Source organism: Anoxybacillus mongoliensis (genome assembly GCF_014201515.1).
Lineage (GTDB): Bacteria > Bacillota > Bacilli > Bacillales > Anoxybacillaceae > Anoxybacillus > Anoxybacillus mongoliensis.
Window position 1 is genome coordinate 15,092 of the sequence record NZ_JACHEQ010000007.1, and the last position, 16,418, is coordinate 31,509.

Here is a 16,418-nt window from a genome sequence, read left to right on the forward strand (position 1 = left end):
TTCTTACATGATGGAAAGGGAGAGGATTCCCTCCCCTCCCTCAACACAACGATTATTTAAACTGTACTTTTGTAAATTTATCCGTTCCTGTCGGATGCGGATTAAATCCTTCAATGTTTGCTTTACCTGCTAATAACGGTGTTGAGTGTACGAGCGGAATCCATGGTGCATCTTCTTTAATAATTTCTTGCGCTTTTTTGTACAATTCGTTTCGTTTGTTTTCATCGCTAACGGTTTGCGCTTCGATTAAAATGTTGTGCAATTCATCGTTTGCATAGTACGTGTAGTTGTTGCTACCGATGCTATCTTTATCAAGTAGCGCATATAAGAAGTTGTCAGCGTCACCGTTATCACCTGTCCAACCGAGCAAGAACGCATCTGCTTCTCCTTTTGCTACTTTATCTAAGTATGTTGCCCATTCATACGTGACGATTTTTGCTTTTACACCAATTTTCGCAAAGCTTGCTTGCAACGCTTCGGCTACTTTTTGTCCATCTGGCATATATGGACGTGGAACAGGCATCGCCCATAATTCCATTTCAAATCCGTTTGGATAACCCGCTTCTGCAAGCAATTGTTTCGCTTTTTCTAAATCATACGGATAATCTTGAATCGCATCGTTATAGCCAGGAATGCTTGGCGGTAATGGGTTTTTCGCAGGTTGTGCTTGACCTGCATAAAACGCATCAATGATCGCCTGTTTATCTACCGCATGATTCAATGCTTGACGAACGAGTTTATTGCCTAACGGACCACGTGTCACCGTTAATCCGACATAGCCGACGTTCATTGAAGGGCGTTTAAACACTTGGAAATCTTTATTTCCTTCTACTTGTGCTAAATCAGAAGGATTCAAATCTTCCATAATATCAATCTCGCCTTTTAACAATGCATTTAAACGAGCAGAGTTATCTGGAATCGATACGAAAATTAATTTATCTAGTTTTGGATGACCTTCTAACCAATACTCTTTATTTTTCTCAAGCACGATGCGCTCATTGCGCTTCCACTCTTTGAAGACGAATGGACCTGTCCCAACAGGATTTTCACCAAATTTATCGCCATATTTTTTAATGGCTTCAGGGCTAGCAATCGCAAACGGTACCATCGCAAGATTTTTTAAGAATGGGGCTTGCGGACGTTTTAAAACAAACTGCACAGTATGCTCATCTAACGCTTTTACTTCCTTAATGACATGTCCTTCATCATTTTTGTATCCACCAAACATGGAGCCGTAGTATGGGAACGTGTCCGCATTACCGTTTGCCCAACGTTCAAAGTTGAAGACAACAGCTTCTGCGTTAAAGTCTGTTCCGTCGTGGAACTTCACGCCTTTGCGAAGCGTAAACGTATAGGTGAGTCCATCTGGAGAAACTTCCCATTTTTCTGCTAATGCCGGTTGAATCGACGTGTCGCCATCATTGTAATCTAACAATGTGTCAAAAATATTTTTCGTGACTTTAAACGATTCACCATCTGTTACTGTCGCTGGGTCTAACCCAACAGAGTCGCCACCACGTCCATAGACGAGTGTCGTTTGCTTTTCAGCTTCTTCTGTTTTTTCTCCACCTGTTTGTTCCGACTTGCCGCAACCTGCAAGCGCAGTCGCTGCCACAAGAAGAAACGTGAGCATGGTTAATAACCACTTTTTCTTCATTTCTTTTCCCCCTTAGTGAAATAATATATTTCATCACTTAGCCATCCTTATGTATAAAGATGGCAAGCGACGTAATGCCCTTTTTCAACTTCTTTCCATTCTGGCTTTATCGTTTTACAAATATCCATACATGCTTGACATCGTGTATGAAAAGCGCACCCTGTTGGCGGATTCGATGGACTTGGTAAATCTCCACTAAGCAGTTGCTTTTCTTTTTTATATTCCGGATCTGGAATCGGGACGGCTTCAAGCAATGCTTGGGTGTATGGATGTTTCGGATTGCGGTATACATCCTCGCTGTTAGCGAGTTCGACCATTCGCCCTAAATACATGACGCCAACGCGATCGCTAATATGGCGAACAACACCAAGGTCATGAGCGATAAAAATATATGTCAAACCAAACTCTTTTTGTAAGTCTTCTAGTAAGTTCAACACTTGGGCTTGAATAGACACATCAAGTGCTGAAACAGGCTCATCCGCAATAATTAACTTCGGTTTCGTCATCAATGCGCGAGCAATGCCGATGCGTTGCCGCTGCCCTCCGCTAAATTGGTGTGGATAACGTTTTGCATGATAGCTACTTAATCCGACGACTTCTAACATCTCACGCACTTTTTTTCGTCGCTCTTCTTTTGAACCAATTCCATGAACAATGAGCGGCTCTTCTAAAATCCTTTCGACTGTATGACGCGGATTAAGCGATGCAAACGGATCTTGAAAAATCATTTGCATATCGCGGCGTACTTTTCTTAACTGTTGTGGTGATAGCTTCGTCACTTCTTCATTTTCAAACACAATAGATCCTTCCGTCGGTTCAATGAGCCGCAACAGCATTCGTCCTGTTGTGGATTTTCCACAGCCACTCTCTCCAACGATGCCTAACGTTTCTCCTTTATAAACAGAAAACGATAAATCGTCGACTGCTTTTACTTGACCGATTTGTTTATTAAACAACCCTGCGGTAATCGGAAAATATTTTTTCAGCCCTTTAACTTGTAGTAACGGTTCGTTCATGGATGGTATGTTCCTCCTTTGCATACAAAAAGCAACGCACACGATGTCCTTGTTCTACTTCGTATAAATCAGGATTTTCGGAAAAACATCGCTCAAATGCTTGTTCACATCTTGCCGCAAAACGACAACCATGTTTAATAGAACCCGGTTTAGGTACGCTTCCCGGAATAGAATATAAACGTGCTTTTCTTTCCCGAATATCTGGAACGGAACGAATAAGCCCAATTGTATACGGATGTTTTGGACGGCGAAAAATCGTTTGAATATCTCCTTCTTCAATAATTTTTCCCGCATACATCACAACGACACGATGACACATTTCTGCGACGACGCCTAAGTCGTGCGTAATCATCATAATCGCTGTGCCGAATTGTTCGTTTAACTGCTTCATCAAATGTAAAATTTGCGCCTGAATCGTCACATCTAAAGCGGTCGTTGGCTCATCAGCAATTAATAAAGACGGGTTGCACACCATCGCCATCGCAATCATGACACGCTGTCGCATGCCACCAGATAGTTGATGTGGATATTCATCAATTATCTCCTCAGCACGAGGTAAACCAACAAGTTTCAACATATCAACCGCTCGCTTCCGAGCTTCTGCCTTACTTATTTTTTTGTGAATGCGAATTGCTTCAATCATTTGATTTCCAATGGTAAAAAGCGGGTTTAATGACGTCATCGGTTCTTGGAAAATCATCGCAATTTCATTTCCACGTATTTCTTTCATTCGTTTTTCCGATGCTAGCACAATATTTTCATCTTTAAACCATATTTCTCCATTCGTAATTTTCCCGATTCCTTTCGGCAACAATCCCATAATAGAAAGCGATGTCACACTCTTTCCACATCCTGATTCGCCAACAACACCTAAAATTTCACCTTTATTTATGTAAAAGTCCACTCCATCAACCGCAGGAACTTCCCCTTCGTCTGTGAAAAAGCACGTTTTTAAATTTTTGACTCGTAAAATTGCCTCATCCCCCACGGAAGCCCCTCCTTTTATATGCAGAAAATTTATATTTTTAAAATAATTTTTATATACGTTTCAAATTATTACATGAATATTAAAAAAATACAATAAAAAATTCAAAAAATTTTATCATTCTTGACAAAAAATAAAAAAACAACGGCTGAAAGCGTATAACCGTTGTCTTCAACAAACATATGTATCGTTTTCACTTTCCATACATAATAAACTTTTTATACCAATGTTCGACCACTTCAGGAGCAAACGGTCCTTTTTTTTCTTTAATCCATTGAATTAATTTTTGAATATTATTTTTTAAAATCTTATCAATAATTTCAGGGTAGTTCATTTGTTTGCGGTGTCGTTCGTATTCATCACGATCTAATATTTCATATTGACCGTTTGGGAATACTTTAATATCTAAATCATAATCAATATATTTCAACGCTTCTCCATCCCAAACGTAAGGCGAGCTAATATTGCAATAGTAATACACACCTTCTGGACGAATCATCGCAATAATGTTAAACCAATGTTCTGCATAAAAAAAACAAATGGCTGGCTCACGCGTCACCCACGTTCTCCCATCTGATTCTGTCACAAGTGTACGATCGTTGCCACCGATCACTTCATCTTCGCTTCCTTTTAAAACGACCGTTTCTTTCCATGCACGATGGATATGACCATCATGTTTATAACTATGAATTTGAATGATCGCCCCTGTCTGTGGATAATCCATACGTATTCCCTACTTTCATTCGACGCTTTTTCTTCTATTATAACGTTAATAAGCGAGGAAGAAAAAGAGCATCGGACGAAAACCGATGCCCTTTGCGTGTTATTGATTTTTCTTTGCTTCTGATTTTGCGTTTTGTTGTTTAACGTGTTGAATATCTGTTTCAGTTGAAAACTCTGTTCCGTATTGACCAGCATTTTGTTGTTTAATATGTTGAATGTTTGTTCCTGCTACTGTTTTGTTTGGTTTCACGATACTCACCTCCACGCTTATTACTTTGTATCATTGGTTCAAAAAATATCCGTATGAATAATTTTTGTTGCGTTTCCTACACTACATAAAGAGGTGAGAATGATGTATATTGGCCGCGATTTAGCAGCTTTGCAAATGATTTCAAAACAGGAGTGGAAAGATAGTGAGTTAGCGTTTTTTCATCATGCCCTTCAACAAGTAACTCCGTATTTAAATGCAGAAGGACAAACAATGCATCGTGAAATTATTGAAGAAATTGAAGCAAGAGGCGGTTTCCAACGAAGCGAAGCAACATATACAAATGGAACACGCGTATTTTATGAGTAAAGGCAAACGCCTTTACTCATACGCTTGCCATATTTTTTGATATATGACTGGAAAAGCATATTGTTTTAGTTCATCAGCTGTTACCCATCTGGTCGTTTTCTCATCGATTTGCAATTGAAGTGCCCTTGCTTTATATGCTTCAATATGCCAAACGATATGAGAAAATACATGCTCAAATGTATCGATTCGTTCCATCGAGCGAATGAAAACATGATATCGTTCACTTATTTCTTTTATAAATTCCTGTTCATTTAGTGTCGGAGCATGTTCGTCATTTGGAAATTGCCAGAGATTCGCAAGCAATCCGCTACTTGGTCGCTTTTCAATTAGTATACGCCCTTCTTCGTTAACAAGTACGACAGCACGAAAGGCCACGTGCTTTGGAGCTTTCGCTTTCTTTTTTATCGGTAGCTGTTTTTCTACCCCTTCTGCAAACGCGCGGCAGTGGCGTTGAACGGGACATAATAAACAACTTGGATTTTTCGGCGTACAAATAAGTGCGCCAAGTTCCATTAACGCTTGATTAAAGTCAGACGGATTGCCATGTGCAATAATATGGGATACAATTTGTTCAAACTTTTTTCTTGTACTCGCTTTCGTAATGTCGTCTGTAATATAAAAAATACGCGACAATACCCGCATCACATTTCCATCTACCGCAGGCTCAGGAATATCGTAAGCAATGCTTAATACCGCTCCGGTTGTATATGGTCCGACGCCCTTCAATGAAGAAAATTGTTCTTTACATGCCGGCACACGTCCATCGTACTTTTCTTTTACTTCTTTTACTGCTGCATGTAAATGGCGAATACGGGAGTAATATCCGAGCCCTTCCCACACCTTTAGCACTTCCTCTTCCTCTGCGTCAGCTAACGCGTCTAAAGTCGGAAATTTTTCGATAAACTGATAAAAGTAAGGGATGACCGTATCAACACGCGTTTGTTGCAACATGACTTCTGATACCCATATTTTGTATGGATCTTTTTCTTTACGCCACGGCAAATCACGTTTCTCTGCTTGAAACCACTGAATTAAATCGTGCTGAAATAACTCAATATGAAAATGTGCCAATATTTGTTGTAAATTTTCTCTCACGTTCATTCCTCCAAGGTGGTAAACTAAAAGTAAGTTCAATCGGAAAAAAGGAGGCCTTTTATTTGGATACTGGTACACACGTTTTGATGGGGTTTGCATTAGGTGGATTAGCTACGCTAGATCCAACAATCGCTCATGATCCGACGCTTGCTCACGCTGTACTCATCGGCACGCTTCTAGGCTCGCAAGCACCTGATATGGACACTGTTTTAAAATTAAAAAATAACGCCAAATATATTCGCAACCATCGTGGCATCACTCACTCTATCCCTGCCTTATTTGTTTGGACGTTGCTCATTAGCGTTGTTCTTTTTTATGTGTATGACACGTCTTTTTTCCACGTCGCACTTTGGACATGGATTGCCGTTAGTTTACATGTATTTGTTGACATTTTTAATTCTTATGGCACGCAAGCGTTACGCCCTTTTTCGAGAAAATGGGTCGCCCTTGGTATCATTAACACATTCGATCCATTTATTTTTATTATCCATGTCGCTGGTGTTGTATTATGGTTGAGCGGATACCATGCAGGATACACGTTTCTTTCCGTATATATCGTGCTCATTGGTTACTATATCATTCGCTATCGTCAACAACAAGCGATAAAACAAAAATTAAAACAAATGTTCTCGGATGTCGAACAAATCATTACCGTACCGACAATAAAATGGAATGAGTGGCATTTAGCTGTGACGACATCAACTCATTTTTACGTTGCGCGGGCACAAAGCGGGGCAATTGATATACTTGACATTTTTGAAAAATGTCCGATCCCAAATATCCCAGTTATTGAAAAAGCAAAACAAGATGAAAATTTAGCTGCCTTTTTGTCATTTTCGCCTGTATATCGTTGGGAAATTCATGAATATGACGATCACTATGAAGTGCGTTTCATCGACTTGCGTTACCGAAGTAAAGATTATTATCCGTTCGTTGCAGTTGTGCAACTTGACCGTGATTTAAACATTGTTAGTTCCTATACGGGATGGATTTTTAGCGAAAAGAAATTGCGCAAAAAACTAGAACTTATTCCAAGCTAAAGTAGGCGTAAAGTCATCCCTCTCAACAAATACTATACGTGTGCTTCGAAAGCACGAAATGGACGTCTGGGGGGACTAACATTGAGCAATAAAGAACGCGGCTTTCCGAATCAAAACAACGAAAAATTAGAAGGCGAGCCACGCGCAAAAGCGGAATACGCATCGAAACGTGCAAACGGCACGATTAATACGCACCCTCAAGAACGAATGCACGCATCAAGTCAACGTGGCGACATCGAGGAGGAATAAAATGGGTAAACATTGGCGTAAAAAATTTTATGATAACCGTTATTCCGATCCTTTTCCACAACCATGGGCAAACCCGAAACACGCCCATGCGCAAGTAAACGGCGAAACACAACAATCGCAAAGTTTAATGATTTTACATTCTGAAGTAAGCAAACGGAAAATTTAAAATGAGAAAAGAGGTTGACGAGCGTGTCAACCTCTTTTCTTTAACAACGAAATCGGTAGCGCGACTTCGGTGTTTGGATCGTTTAAACGATAGCCCCATGCGAAAACGCCGTTCATATATTGAAGTTTAAATAACGACTGTGGATCCCCTTCAATTTCATAAAATTCCCCTGGTTGAAAATCATTCGGATTTAACAAATACGCTTTCGCCATCGCAATTTTCCGTTCATATACTGCGTATTCGTTCACCATTCCCATTTGTTCCGCTTTTCGTGCTTTCTCCGTTAATGTGGCGATCTCTTGTTTTAATTCCCATTCACTCATTTCACTATATCTTTTTTGATCCATTTTCCCCACTCCACTTTATGACAGCTTCATGTTCATCGTATCATAAAGTGAAGCTAAAATACATAGATCAAAATAAGGCTAAATATTCCAGTCATCAATACGTAATAAAGCATCGGAATGAGCGTCATGCGAATGATTGTCCCTTCTTTTCCAGCTAAACCGACGACGGAAGCGGCAGCAACAACGTTTAGTACACAAACCATATTCCCCGCATTCGCCCCTAACATTTGTCCAGCAATAACGATATGATGAGGCACTTGAATTTGATCAGCAATGCTAAATTGAAATAAAGAAAACATCATGTTACTAAACGTTGCACTACCTGAAATAAATGAACCGAGCGAACCGATCAAAGGAGCAACTAACGGCCAAGCCGCACCAACCGCCCCTGCGACCATCGACGCTAGCTCAATCGGCATACTTGCCAGCCCTGCGTCATTTATACCGGAGTTAATGAAAATTCGAACCATCGGCACCGCCGTTCCGAGCGCAATGGCGCTACCGATGAGCGTATATGCTGATTCTTTTATTGTTGTCACAACATCTTCGCGCTTCATTTTATGCATAAACACTGTAATGAAAATGACAACAAGAAAAATCGTTCCCGGTAAATATAACGGTTCAATCGATGTGCTAATGTTCGTCCCTAAAATGTTGTTAAACTGTAGTTTTACCGAACGAAGCCATGCTTTTAACGGTAAGTTTTGAAGGCGAGTCAACACTAAGATAAGCGCAACTAAAATATACGGCATCCATGCAAGTAAAAGTGGCATGTTACTTTTTTGAACATTCGTTACTTGTTCATGCGCATCTGTTTTCTTAAAATCCCATGGCTCTTTCGGTAATAAAAATCCTTTTTTCGCCGCTGGAACGACGATCGCTAAACCGATTAATCCCCCGATCATCGATGGGAACTCTGGTCCGAGAAAAGAAGCAACGAGAAACGCAGGAACGGTAAAACTAAGCCCTGCAAATAACGCAAATTTCCAAATTTCTAATCCTTCTTTCCACGAACGATTTTCACCAAAAAAGCGCGTTAAAATAAGCACTAAAATAAGCGGGATAAACGTACCGATAATAATATCAAACGACACCGCTTGTTTAGCTAATGTTTGAAGAAATGATGATAAATCCGCTGTTCCGATGACATGTTGCACTCGTTCGGCAACAGAGTTTCCTTCCCGAAGTCCTTGATCAACCCCGACAATAATCGGTGTGCCGACGGCTCCGAACGAAACAGGACTACTATCTGCAACGAGGGCAACAACAACCGCCGCAAGTGGTGGAAATCCTAAAGCAACAAGAAGCGGAGCACCGATAGCTGCAGGCGTTCCAAACCCTGCTGCACCTTCGATGAAAGCACCAAACAACCATGCAATAATGATAACTTGTACGCGACGGTCACGCGTAATACCTAAAAATCCACTTCGGATCGCGTCCATTGCCCCACTTTTCGTTAACGTATTTAACAATAAAATAGCACCAAAAATAATCCATAAAATTGAAATGGCTACAATGACACCTTCAATGGTTGCAGCTGCCACTTGAATGCCGGGCATTTTCCAAACAAACAACGATAACACAACAGTAATTAAAAAACTAATCGGCATCGCTTTTGCCGCTGGAAGACGCAGTAAAACAAGAAAAAGAAAGACAGCTAATACCGGTGTAGAAGCTGTGATTACTTGTAAAAAGCTCATATTGTTCCCCTTTCTTTGTTGTAATATAATGACATAAGACATTATACTACATATTTGTGCACGTATTCACAATGACATTTGACTACTTCTTGACAACTGTTTATGTATACGTTTTCCTTGTTTTTGTAAATATATCACATACGGAAGGATGAAAATCATGGAAAGTATCGTTATCACAGGGGCTGGGGCAGGGCTCGGAAAAGAACTTGCGCTTTTATATGCACAAAAGGGGTACGAAATCATTTTAGTCGGGAGAAGAAAAGAACCATTGCAATCTGTTCAAAAACAAATTGAATCATTTGGAGGAAAAGCCGTTGCTTTCCCACTTGATATTACAAATTATGAACAAGTGCACGAAACAGCTGAAGCACTTTGTCATACATACAACATTACGATGCTTATTAACAATGCAGGCATCGGCCATTTCGGTCCACTGGAACACATGACGGAGCAACATATTCACGAAATGATTGATATTAACGTCAAAGGTACAATATATATGACAAAAGCGTTTCTCCCATATTTTAAAACGTTACCTAAAGCCAACATCATGAACATTATTTCAACAGCCGGTTTGCGTGGTAAAATAAACGAAAGTGTATATGTCGCAAGTAAATTTGCTGTGCGCGGTTTTAGCGAAAGTCTTTTGAAAGAGCTGGCGGAAACAAACGTTGCTGTTACCGCTGTATATATGGGCGGTATGAATACGCCGTTTTGGGACGATTCCGATCATATTCAAGACCGTTCCCGCCTTCGCTCACCAAAACAAGTAGCCGAAACAATCATAAACGAATATAAACGACAAGCAGAAATCATTGTGGAGTAGGAGGAATTAGCCCTCCTTTTTCTTTTCTAAAAATTTTTCAATTAACGAAAGTGAAAAACCTTTTCGGTACAATGCTTGTTTCATTTTTTGTTCGTACGTATAACAATCATATTTTGCGTAGCGACGATGTGCCTTTTCCCCGTGATACATGAGCGCTTCCCATTCCGCTTCATCGTTTTCAGTTACATGTTGTTTTGCCACTTCAACAATATGCGGAGAAAAGCCTTTCATATGCAACAGTTGAGCAATATATATTTTTTGTTCTTGATACGACCGTTTTTTTGATTGCTTATTTATTTTTTCAATCCATTTGATCGCTTTGTCTCGTTGCATATCTTCTGTATAACGTTCCATCGCCTTTGCGATCACATCGTCACTTATTCCTTTATCCATTAGCTCTCTACAAATCACATAAGGTCCTTTCATCGTTGTATTCATTTGTGTTTGTACGTATGCATGTGCAAATTGCTCATCGTCTATATATCGCTCATGTTGTAGTTTTACAATCACTCGTTCAATCGTTCGGGCATCTATGTCTTTTTTTGCTAAATAATCAGCCACTTCTCTTTTCGAGCGCATGCGATAAGCTAAAAAACGAAGTGCCAACTTATACGCTTGTTTTTCGTCATCTTTTTTCATCATCTCTGCCCATTGCTCCGCGGTTACTGCCATTCCCTTTTTTATTCGATATTCAATTAGTATATCTTGATCGACAGAAACCACTTGTTTACTGCCATCTTCTTCGACAAAATGAACGTAAAAACGTTCGGCATTTTTTCGATCTACTTCAATTTTTTCAACCCACATCATTAGAACACACCTTTTCTTTCTTTTTTCCTTTAAACAACGCATAATAAAGGAAAGGAGGGAAAATAATGAATATTTTGATTGCTGGGGGTACTGGATTCGTCGGCAAGGCGTTGACGACATATTTTTCACAAAACGGGTATCATACGTATATATTAACGCGAAATGCACAAAAACGGGAGAACGATCCGTATATTCATTATGTACAATGGCTAGCGGAGGACGCTAAACCACATGAACAACTGCCTTCTATTGATGTGGTCGTAAATTTAGCTGGTGAATCGATTAATAGCGGACGTTGGAATGAAACAAGAAAGAACGCAATTATGGAAAGTAGATTACAAGCAACAAATGCGATTTATGATCTGATCGCCAAAATGAACAAAAAACCGAGCGTTGTCATTCAAGCAAGCGCAATCGGTATTTACGGTACATCGCTTAACGAAACATTTACAGAACGTCATGACACAATGGGAACAGACTTTTTAGCACAAACAGTAAAACGATGGGAAGAAGCTGGGCGACGCATGGAATCACTTGGCGTGCGCACTGTATTTATGCGTTTTGGCATTATTTTAGGGAAAGGTGGTGGAGCTCTTCCACGCATCATTTTTCCTTACAAATGGTTTATTGGTGGAACGATTGGAAGCGGGAAACAATGGATGTCATGGGTACATATAGACGACGTCATTGGGGCAATTGATTTTGCTATTCGTCATGAAACGATCTCTGGCCCGGTCAACGTCACCGCTCCATCCCCTGTGACGATGGAACAGTTCGGAAAAACAGTCGCTAAAGTTCTACATCGCCCACATTGGCTCCCTGTTCCATCCTTCGCTCTCAAACTATTGTTAGGAGAGATGAGCATGCTTGTGTTAGAAGGACAGCGTGTCATCCCAGAAAAATTACTTCAAAGAGGATATCATTTTTCATTTCCAACTGTTGATCAAGCATTGGCGAACATACTACAATCGTGACGAATACACTATTCGAAAAAAGAAATAAAGGAGTTTAACATGAAAAACATATTGCTCAAATATGGTACGGTATATCCAATTACATCTTCTCCAATGAAAGGAGCAGATGTACGTATTGAAAACGGAAAAATTGTAGAAATCGGCTACAATCTTCTTGCAGATGAGCAAACAGAAGTGATCGATGTCTCAGGAAAATACGTCTTTCCTGGGTTTATCGACGTCCATACCCATCTCGGTTTATACGACGAAGGAACAGGATGGGCGGGTAACGATGCAAACGAAACAATTGAAACGATGACTCCGCATGTACGTGCCATTGATAGCGTATACCCTCTCGATCCTGGTTTTCGTGATGCGATCGAACACGGCATCACAACAGTTCACATTATGCCTGGAAGTGCGAACGTCATCGGCGGAACGACAGCAGTCATTAAAACACACGGAAAAAATGTCGCAAACATGATCATCAAACAACCAGCTGGGTTAAAAATTGCACTCGGTGAAAATCCAAAACGCATGCATAGCCAAGGGAATAAAGAGTCACTTACGCGCATGGGCATTATGGGAATGCTTCGTGAAACGTTTTACAACGCAAAATACAGCGATTGTCCGCACGATTTTCGCACCATTCCAATCATTCAAGCATTAAATCGTGAAATTCCGATTCGTGTCCATGCCCACCGTGCTGATGACATTTTATCAGCTATTCGTTTAGCTGATGAGTTTGGACTTGATTTACGTATCGAACATTGTACAGAAGGACACCTCATTGCAGAAGAACTACAAGGACGAGACTTACAAGTTTCTGTCGGACCAACACTGACACGTCGATCGAAAGTAGAGCTTAAAAACAAAAACTGGAAAACATATAAGATTTTATCTGATGCTGGCGTTCACGTCTCCATTACAACAGACCATCCGTACACGCCAATTCAATATTTGCATATTTGCGCTGCCATTGCTGTACGCGAAGGTCTCGATGAACAAAAGGCGCTCGAAGGCATTACGATTTTACCAGCACGCAATTTAGGAGTTGATGACCGTGTCGGCAGCTTAGAGATTGGAAAAGATGCTGATATTGTTGTTTGGAACTACCATCCATTTCACTATCTTGCAACCCCTATATTTACCATGATAAACGGGGAAATAATATACAAAAAAAATTAATGAAAAAACTATTTATTTTTTACACTGTTTCAAGTAAGATATAAAAGGCTATATACGAAATATATACGTTCAAAATTATATATCGATGCGACAATAAGGGAAGGCAAATGGTGCGCCACCAGCAATGCGCTGGTTCTAGTGGGTTCGATTCCCACCCCGAAATTTTTTGATTTGCATAAATTAAAAAATTTCGAGGGTGGCTCGTTCCCTATGGTCGACTGCCCTCGCAAATGAATGGAGGGAGATCCGATGTTAAAAAAACGTGAACTGCAAGATTGTCAAGCGTTATACGAGCTTATGGTGCACCCAGACGTCTTCCCTTTCGTGCGCCATAAAGCATATTCGTACGAAGAGTTTTTGTTTATCACAAAACAAACGATTGAAGCTGAAGAACGCGGTGAACTGATCTCGCGCACCATTTTAGACGAGTGGGGCAATCCGATTGGAACGATTAACTTATTTGACATTGAAGATGGCGCAGGTTTTTTAGGTACATGGCTTGGAAAACCGTATCACGGAAAAGGCTACAATCAACTTGCTAAAGATGCCTTCTTCAACGAACTGTTTTACGAACGTTCCATCAACACAATCTTCATGCGCATTCGCAAAGTCAACGTCCGCTCCACAAAAGCTGCTGAAAAACTTCCTTACGTCACCCTTGCTAACGAAACGAGAAAACCATTATGGGAAGCCATTAATCAAGGTGAAGACATATATAACTTATATGAAATTTCTAAGGACAACTATACACTATATGCGATGCGCCAACAAAAAGTCGATGATGAACAACAATTAAAGGAAGCATAACCTGTTCTGTGCGAACAGGTTTTTTATTTGGATAATTTTTTATTTTTCTGTTCATAATGTTAACGTGACATTTTACAAAAGCGAGGGATACATATGACTGACAAAAAGAAACGTGAGAAAACGAAAAGTACGCTATCTAGCGCACAAGAAGTGACATACGCTCGCGACTTTAAACGAGCAGATCAAGCAGGTGGATTTACTGACAAACATGCTCGCCATTAACAACATTGTCCATTCATTTTTTTCGCTATTCATCACATGCTAGTAGCGAAAGAAAGGAGGCGACACATATGGGACGTTCACGTGGTCAAAAAGCGCGCGATAAAAACAAATCAAAAATGCCACAAGTACCAAAAACGATGAAATCAGACGGTCACGATGTCGAGTTTTCTGCCGAATTTGCCGATCATGAAGACTTAGAGGCACAAGCGCGTGCTGAAGCAGCCGGTATTCGCCAAAGCAAAAGAAGAAAATCATAAAATAAAGAGAAGGTGTCCCGAAAGTTCTAAGGACACCTTTCTCTCATGAATACGTATTTCAAACTTTAAACGTTGCAACCGCATCGCGTAGTTTTTCTGCCATTTCAGCTAACGATGTAGCTGCGGATGTTACTTCTTCACTTGATGCTAGCTGTTCTTCAGAAGATGCGGAAATTTCAGCTGTCCGTTCAACGAATCGTTTCGCAATTGATGATACTTCATCTATAGAAGCATGAACTTGATGAACACCAGCCGACATTTGTTCTGAAACCGCTGATAGTTCTTGAATTTGTTCGTTTACCTGTTCAATTGAAAGCGAAATTTGCTCAAAAAATGTTCCTGTTTCTTCTACCAATTTTGTCCCTTGTTTCACTTCTTCTGTTCCTTTTTCAACAATGTTGACGACATGCCCTGTATTTTGTTGAATCATTTCAATTAATTGCGCAATTTGATTTGCAGACTCACGCGACTGTTCCGCCAATTTACGCACCTCATCCGCTACAACGGCAAATCCTTTCCCATGCTCTCCAGCACGTGCCGCTTCAATGGCTGCATTAAGCGCCAATAAGTTTGTTTGTTCAGCAATACCGACAATGACGTCAACAATTTTGCCGATTTGTGTAGATTTTTCGTTTAGTTCTTTAATGACGGTATTCGTTGCATTCGTTGATTCGTTAATCGTATTCATTTGCATAACGACTTTTCGTAAATATTGTTGTCCAACAGCCGCTTGTTTCGTCGTCTCTGTCGCAGAGTTCGCTACAACAGTAGCCGTTTGAGCCATTCGTTCAATGCCTGCCGCCATCTCACCAATCGCATGCACGCTTTCTTCTGCATGTTTTCCTTGGATTTCTGCTCCTTGAGCTACTTCTTGAATCGCTGTCGTTACCTCTTCTGTCGCTGCACTTGCCTGCTCAGCGCTTGCCATGAGTTCTTGTGCCGAAGCAGACACATGCTCTGTCGCTGCGCTTACTTGTTGAATAAGCTGTTTTAAATTGTGAGCCATTCGATTAAACGACTTCGCCAAATCACCAATTTCATCCTGATTTGTCACATGAATATCATCAACCGACAAATCACCGTGTGCAATTTTTTCAGCATGATCGGAAATTTGTTTCACTGGTCTTGCGATTTTTTCGCTAATATATAACGCAATGGCAATACTGACAAAAAAGGCTATGCCCATTGTTATAAGCGTCATATATTTCATGTCTTTAGCTTGTTTAGATAATGTTTCGCTCATTTGTTGTAAATATTTTTGTTGAACGGTCCGAGCTTGCTCACCTGCTTCAGTTACTTCTAACGTAATGGCATTTCCTCGCTCTTTCATGAGGCGTGAAATTTCAGCCATTTGACCTTGCTTTTTGAACTCCACTGCCTGTTTCGCAATATCACGATAGTCTTGCTCTGCTTTTACTAACCGATCAACCGCTTCCTTTGCTTTGCTCTCTAACTGTAATGATGTCATTTTTTCTTGATTATCCACAAATTCGCTCGCTGCTTGTTCAAATGCATTTAAACTTTCAGGTTTTCCGTTAATTAAATATCCCCTTACAGCAATTTGTTCGCGCAACACCGCATTTTGCATATTTGTAACAATATTTATTCGTTCAAACCCTTCTTTCATCGCATTGGAATACTGCTCATCAATTTGCTCTAACCTATTATATGTAAGCATACTTACGACAAAAAATAACAATAACACTGAAAGAAACGTCGCAATTAATTTTTTTCTTACCGTTAAACTCATGATGCTTCCCCCTGTCTTAGTAAAATAAAAAAGCTGCCCAAACAAAGTAA

At 40.3% G+C, this 16,418-nt stretch carries 20 protein-coding genes; 10 read left to right on the forward strand and 10 right to left on the reverse strand.

Going from position 1 to position 16,418, the window contains the following annotated elements:
- Positions 1–52 precede the first annotated feature (52 nt).
- The 5 genes from HNR43_RS07695 to HNR43_RS07715 form a co-directional block, all read right to left on the reverse strand.
- A complete protein-coding gene (locus tag HNR43_RS07695) occupies positions 53–1,657 on the reverse strand; it encodes an ABC transporter substrate-binding protein (RefSeq protein WP_183242727.1) in 1,605 nt (534 codons plus the stop codon).
- A 47-nt stretch (positions 1,658–1,704) separates the two neighbouring features.
- Positions 1,705–2,673 (reverse strand): ABC transporter ATP-binding protein, encoded by a 969-nt coding sequence (locus tag HNR43_RS07700; protein WP_183242730.1) that lies wholly within the window; start codon positions 2,671–2,673, stop codon positions 1,705–1,707.
- The gene (locus HNR43_RS07705) at positions 2,648–3,661 is read right to left on the reverse strand and encodes an oligopeptide/dipeptide ABC transporter ATP-binding protein (RefSeq protein WP_183242732.1); all 1,014 of its coding nucleotides are present in this window, start codon (positions 3,659–3,661) and stop codon (positions 2,648–2,650) included. The genes HNR43_RS07700 and HNR43_RS07705 overlap by 26 nt, the downstream gene beginning before the upstream one ends.
- Positions 3,662–3,851: 190 nt before the next feature.
- Positions 3,852–4,382, reverse strand: a complete 531-nt coding sequence (gene ntdP, locus HNR43_RS07710) for a nucleoside tri-diphosphate phosphatase (RefSeq protein WP_183242734.1) — start codon at positions 4,380–4,382, stop codon at positions 3,852–3,854.
- A gap of 99 nt (positions 4,383–4,481) precedes the next feature.
- Positions 4,482–4,634, reverse strand: a complete 153-nt coding sequence (locus tag HNR43_RS07715; protein WP_183242942.1) for a gamma-type small acid-soluble spore protein — start codon at positions 4,632–4,634, stop codon at positions 4,482–4,484.
- A gap of 99 nt (positions 4,635–4,733) precedes the next feature.
- Between HNR43_RS07715 and HNR43_RS07720 the strand changes: the two genes are divergently transcribed.
- Entirely contained in the window at positions 4,734–4,958 is a 225-nt protein-coding gene (locus HNR43_RS07720; RefSeq protein WP_055442006.1) for a hypothetical protein, read from the forward strand.
- 12 nt (positions 4,959–4,970) lie between these two features.
- On the opposite strand, the gene mutY is transcribed toward HNR43_RS07720, so the two are convergent.
- A complete protein-coding gene (gene mutY, locus HNR43_RS07725) occupies positions 4,971–6,059 on the reverse strand; it encodes an A/G-specific adenine glycosylase (RefSeq protein WP_183242736.1) in 1,089 nt (362 codons plus the stop codon).
- A 56-nt stretch (positions 6,060–6,115) separates the two neighbouring features.
- On the opposite strand from mutY, the gene HNR43_RS07730 reads away from it, so the two are divergent.
- From HNR43_RS07730 to HNR43_RS07740, 3 genes are all read left to right on the forward strand, one after another.
- Positions 6,116–7,093, forward strand: coding sequence for a metal-dependent hydrolase (locus tag HNR43_RS07730; RefSeq protein ID WP_183242738.1), 978 nt, complete (start codon positions 6,116–6,118; stop codon positions 7,091–7,093).
- Between the two features lie 81 nt (positions 7,094–7,174).
- Positions 7,175–7,342: a small, acid-soluble spore protein K gene (locus tag HNR43_RS07735; RefSeq protein WP_006322049.1), complete on the forward strand. Its 168-nt coding sequence runs from the start codon at positions 7,175–7,177 to the stop codon at positions 7,340–7,342.
- 1 nt (position 7,343) lies between these two features.
- A complete protein-coding gene (locus HNR43_RS07740) occupies positions 7,344–7,508 on the forward strand; it encodes a YpzG family protein (protein ID WP_006322047.1) in 165 nt (54 codons plus the stop codon).
- Between the two features lie 26 nt (positions 7,509–7,534).
- Here the strand turns inward: HNR43_RS07740 and HNR43_RS07745 are convergent, their stop codons facing one another.
- The gene (locus tag HNR43_RS07745; RefSeq protein ID WP_183242740.1) at positions 7,535–7,855 is read right to left on the reverse strand and encodes a YfhH family protein; all 321 of its coding nucleotides are present in this window, start codon (positions 7,853–7,855) and stop codon (positions 7,535–7,537) included.
- Positions 7,856–7,908: 53 nt separating this feature from the next.
- The gene (locus HNR43_RS07750) at positions 7,909–9,555 is read right to left on the reverse strand and encodes an L-lactate permease (RefSeq protein ID WP_183242742.1); all 1,647 of its coding nucleotides are present in this window, start codon (positions 9,553–9,555) and stop codon (positions 7,909–7,911) included.
- Positions 9,556–9,712: 157 nt separating this feature from the next.
- On the opposite strand from HNR43_RS07750, the gene HNR43_RS07755 reads away from it, so the two are divergent.
- The gene (locus tag HNR43_RS07755; protein WP_183242744.1) at positions 9,713–10,381 is read left to right on the forward strand and encodes an SDR family NAD(P)-dependent oxidoreductase; all 669 of its coding nucleotides are present in this window, start codon (positions 9,713–9,715) and stop codon (positions 10,379–10,381) included.
- A gap of 6 nt (positions 10,382–10,387) precedes the next feature.
- Here HNR43_RS07755 and recX read toward each other — a convergent pair whose 3' ends face one another.
- On the reverse strand, positions 10,388–11,188 hold the full coding sequence (gene recX / locus HNR43_RS07760) for a recombination regulator RecX (protein WP_183242944.1): 801 nt from the start codon (positions 11,186–11,188) through the stop codon (positions 10,388–10,390).
- A 68-nt stretch (positions 11,189–11,256) separates the two neighbouring features.
- On the opposite strand from recX, the gene HNR43_RS07765 reads away from it, so the two are divergent.
- From HNR43_RS07765 to HNR43_RS07785, 5 genes are all read left to right on the forward strand, one after another.
- Complete coding sequence (locus HNR43_RS07765; RefSeq protein ID WP_183242746.1) at positions 11,257–12,165, forward strand: TIGR01777 family oxidoreductase; 909 nt, start codon at positions 11,257–11,259, stop codon at positions 12,163–12,165.
- Between the two features lie 39 nt (positions 12,166–12,204).
- The gene (locus HNR43_RS07770; RefSeq protein WP_183242748.1) at positions 12,205–13,332 is read left to right on the forward strand and encodes an amidohydrolase; all 1,128 of its coding nucleotides are present in this window, start codon (positions 12,205–12,207) and stop codon (positions 13,330–13,332) included.
- 249 nt (positions 13,333–13,581) lie between these two features.
- Entirely contained in the window at positions 13,582–14,139 is a 558-nt protein-coding gene (locus HNR43_RS07775; RefSeq protein ID WP_032101047.1) for a GNAT family N-acetyltransferase, read from the forward strand.
- A gap of 93 nt (positions 14,140–14,232) precedes the next feature.
- Complete coding sequence (locus tag HNR43_RS07780) at positions 14,233–14,361, forward strand: YfhE family protein (RefSeq protein WP_072242748.1); 129 nt, start codon at positions 14,233–14,235, stop codon at positions 14,359–14,361.
- 68 nt (positions 14,362–14,429) lie between these two features.
- Positions 14,430–14,618, forward strand: coding sequence for a YfhD family protein (locus HNR43_RS07785; protein WP_183242750.1), 189 nt, complete (start codon positions 14,430–14,432; stop codon positions 14,616–14,618).
- A gap of 58 nt (positions 14,619–14,676) precedes the next feature.
- On the opposite strand, the gene HNR43_RS07790 is transcribed toward HNR43_RS07785, so the two are convergent.
- Complete coding sequence (locus HNR43_RS07790; protein ID WP_183242752.1) at positions 14,677–16,368, reverse strand: methyl-accepting chemotaxis protein; 1,692 nt, start codon at positions 16,366–16,368, stop codon at positions 14,677–14,679.
- Positions 16,369–16,418 lie beyond the last annotated feature (50 nt).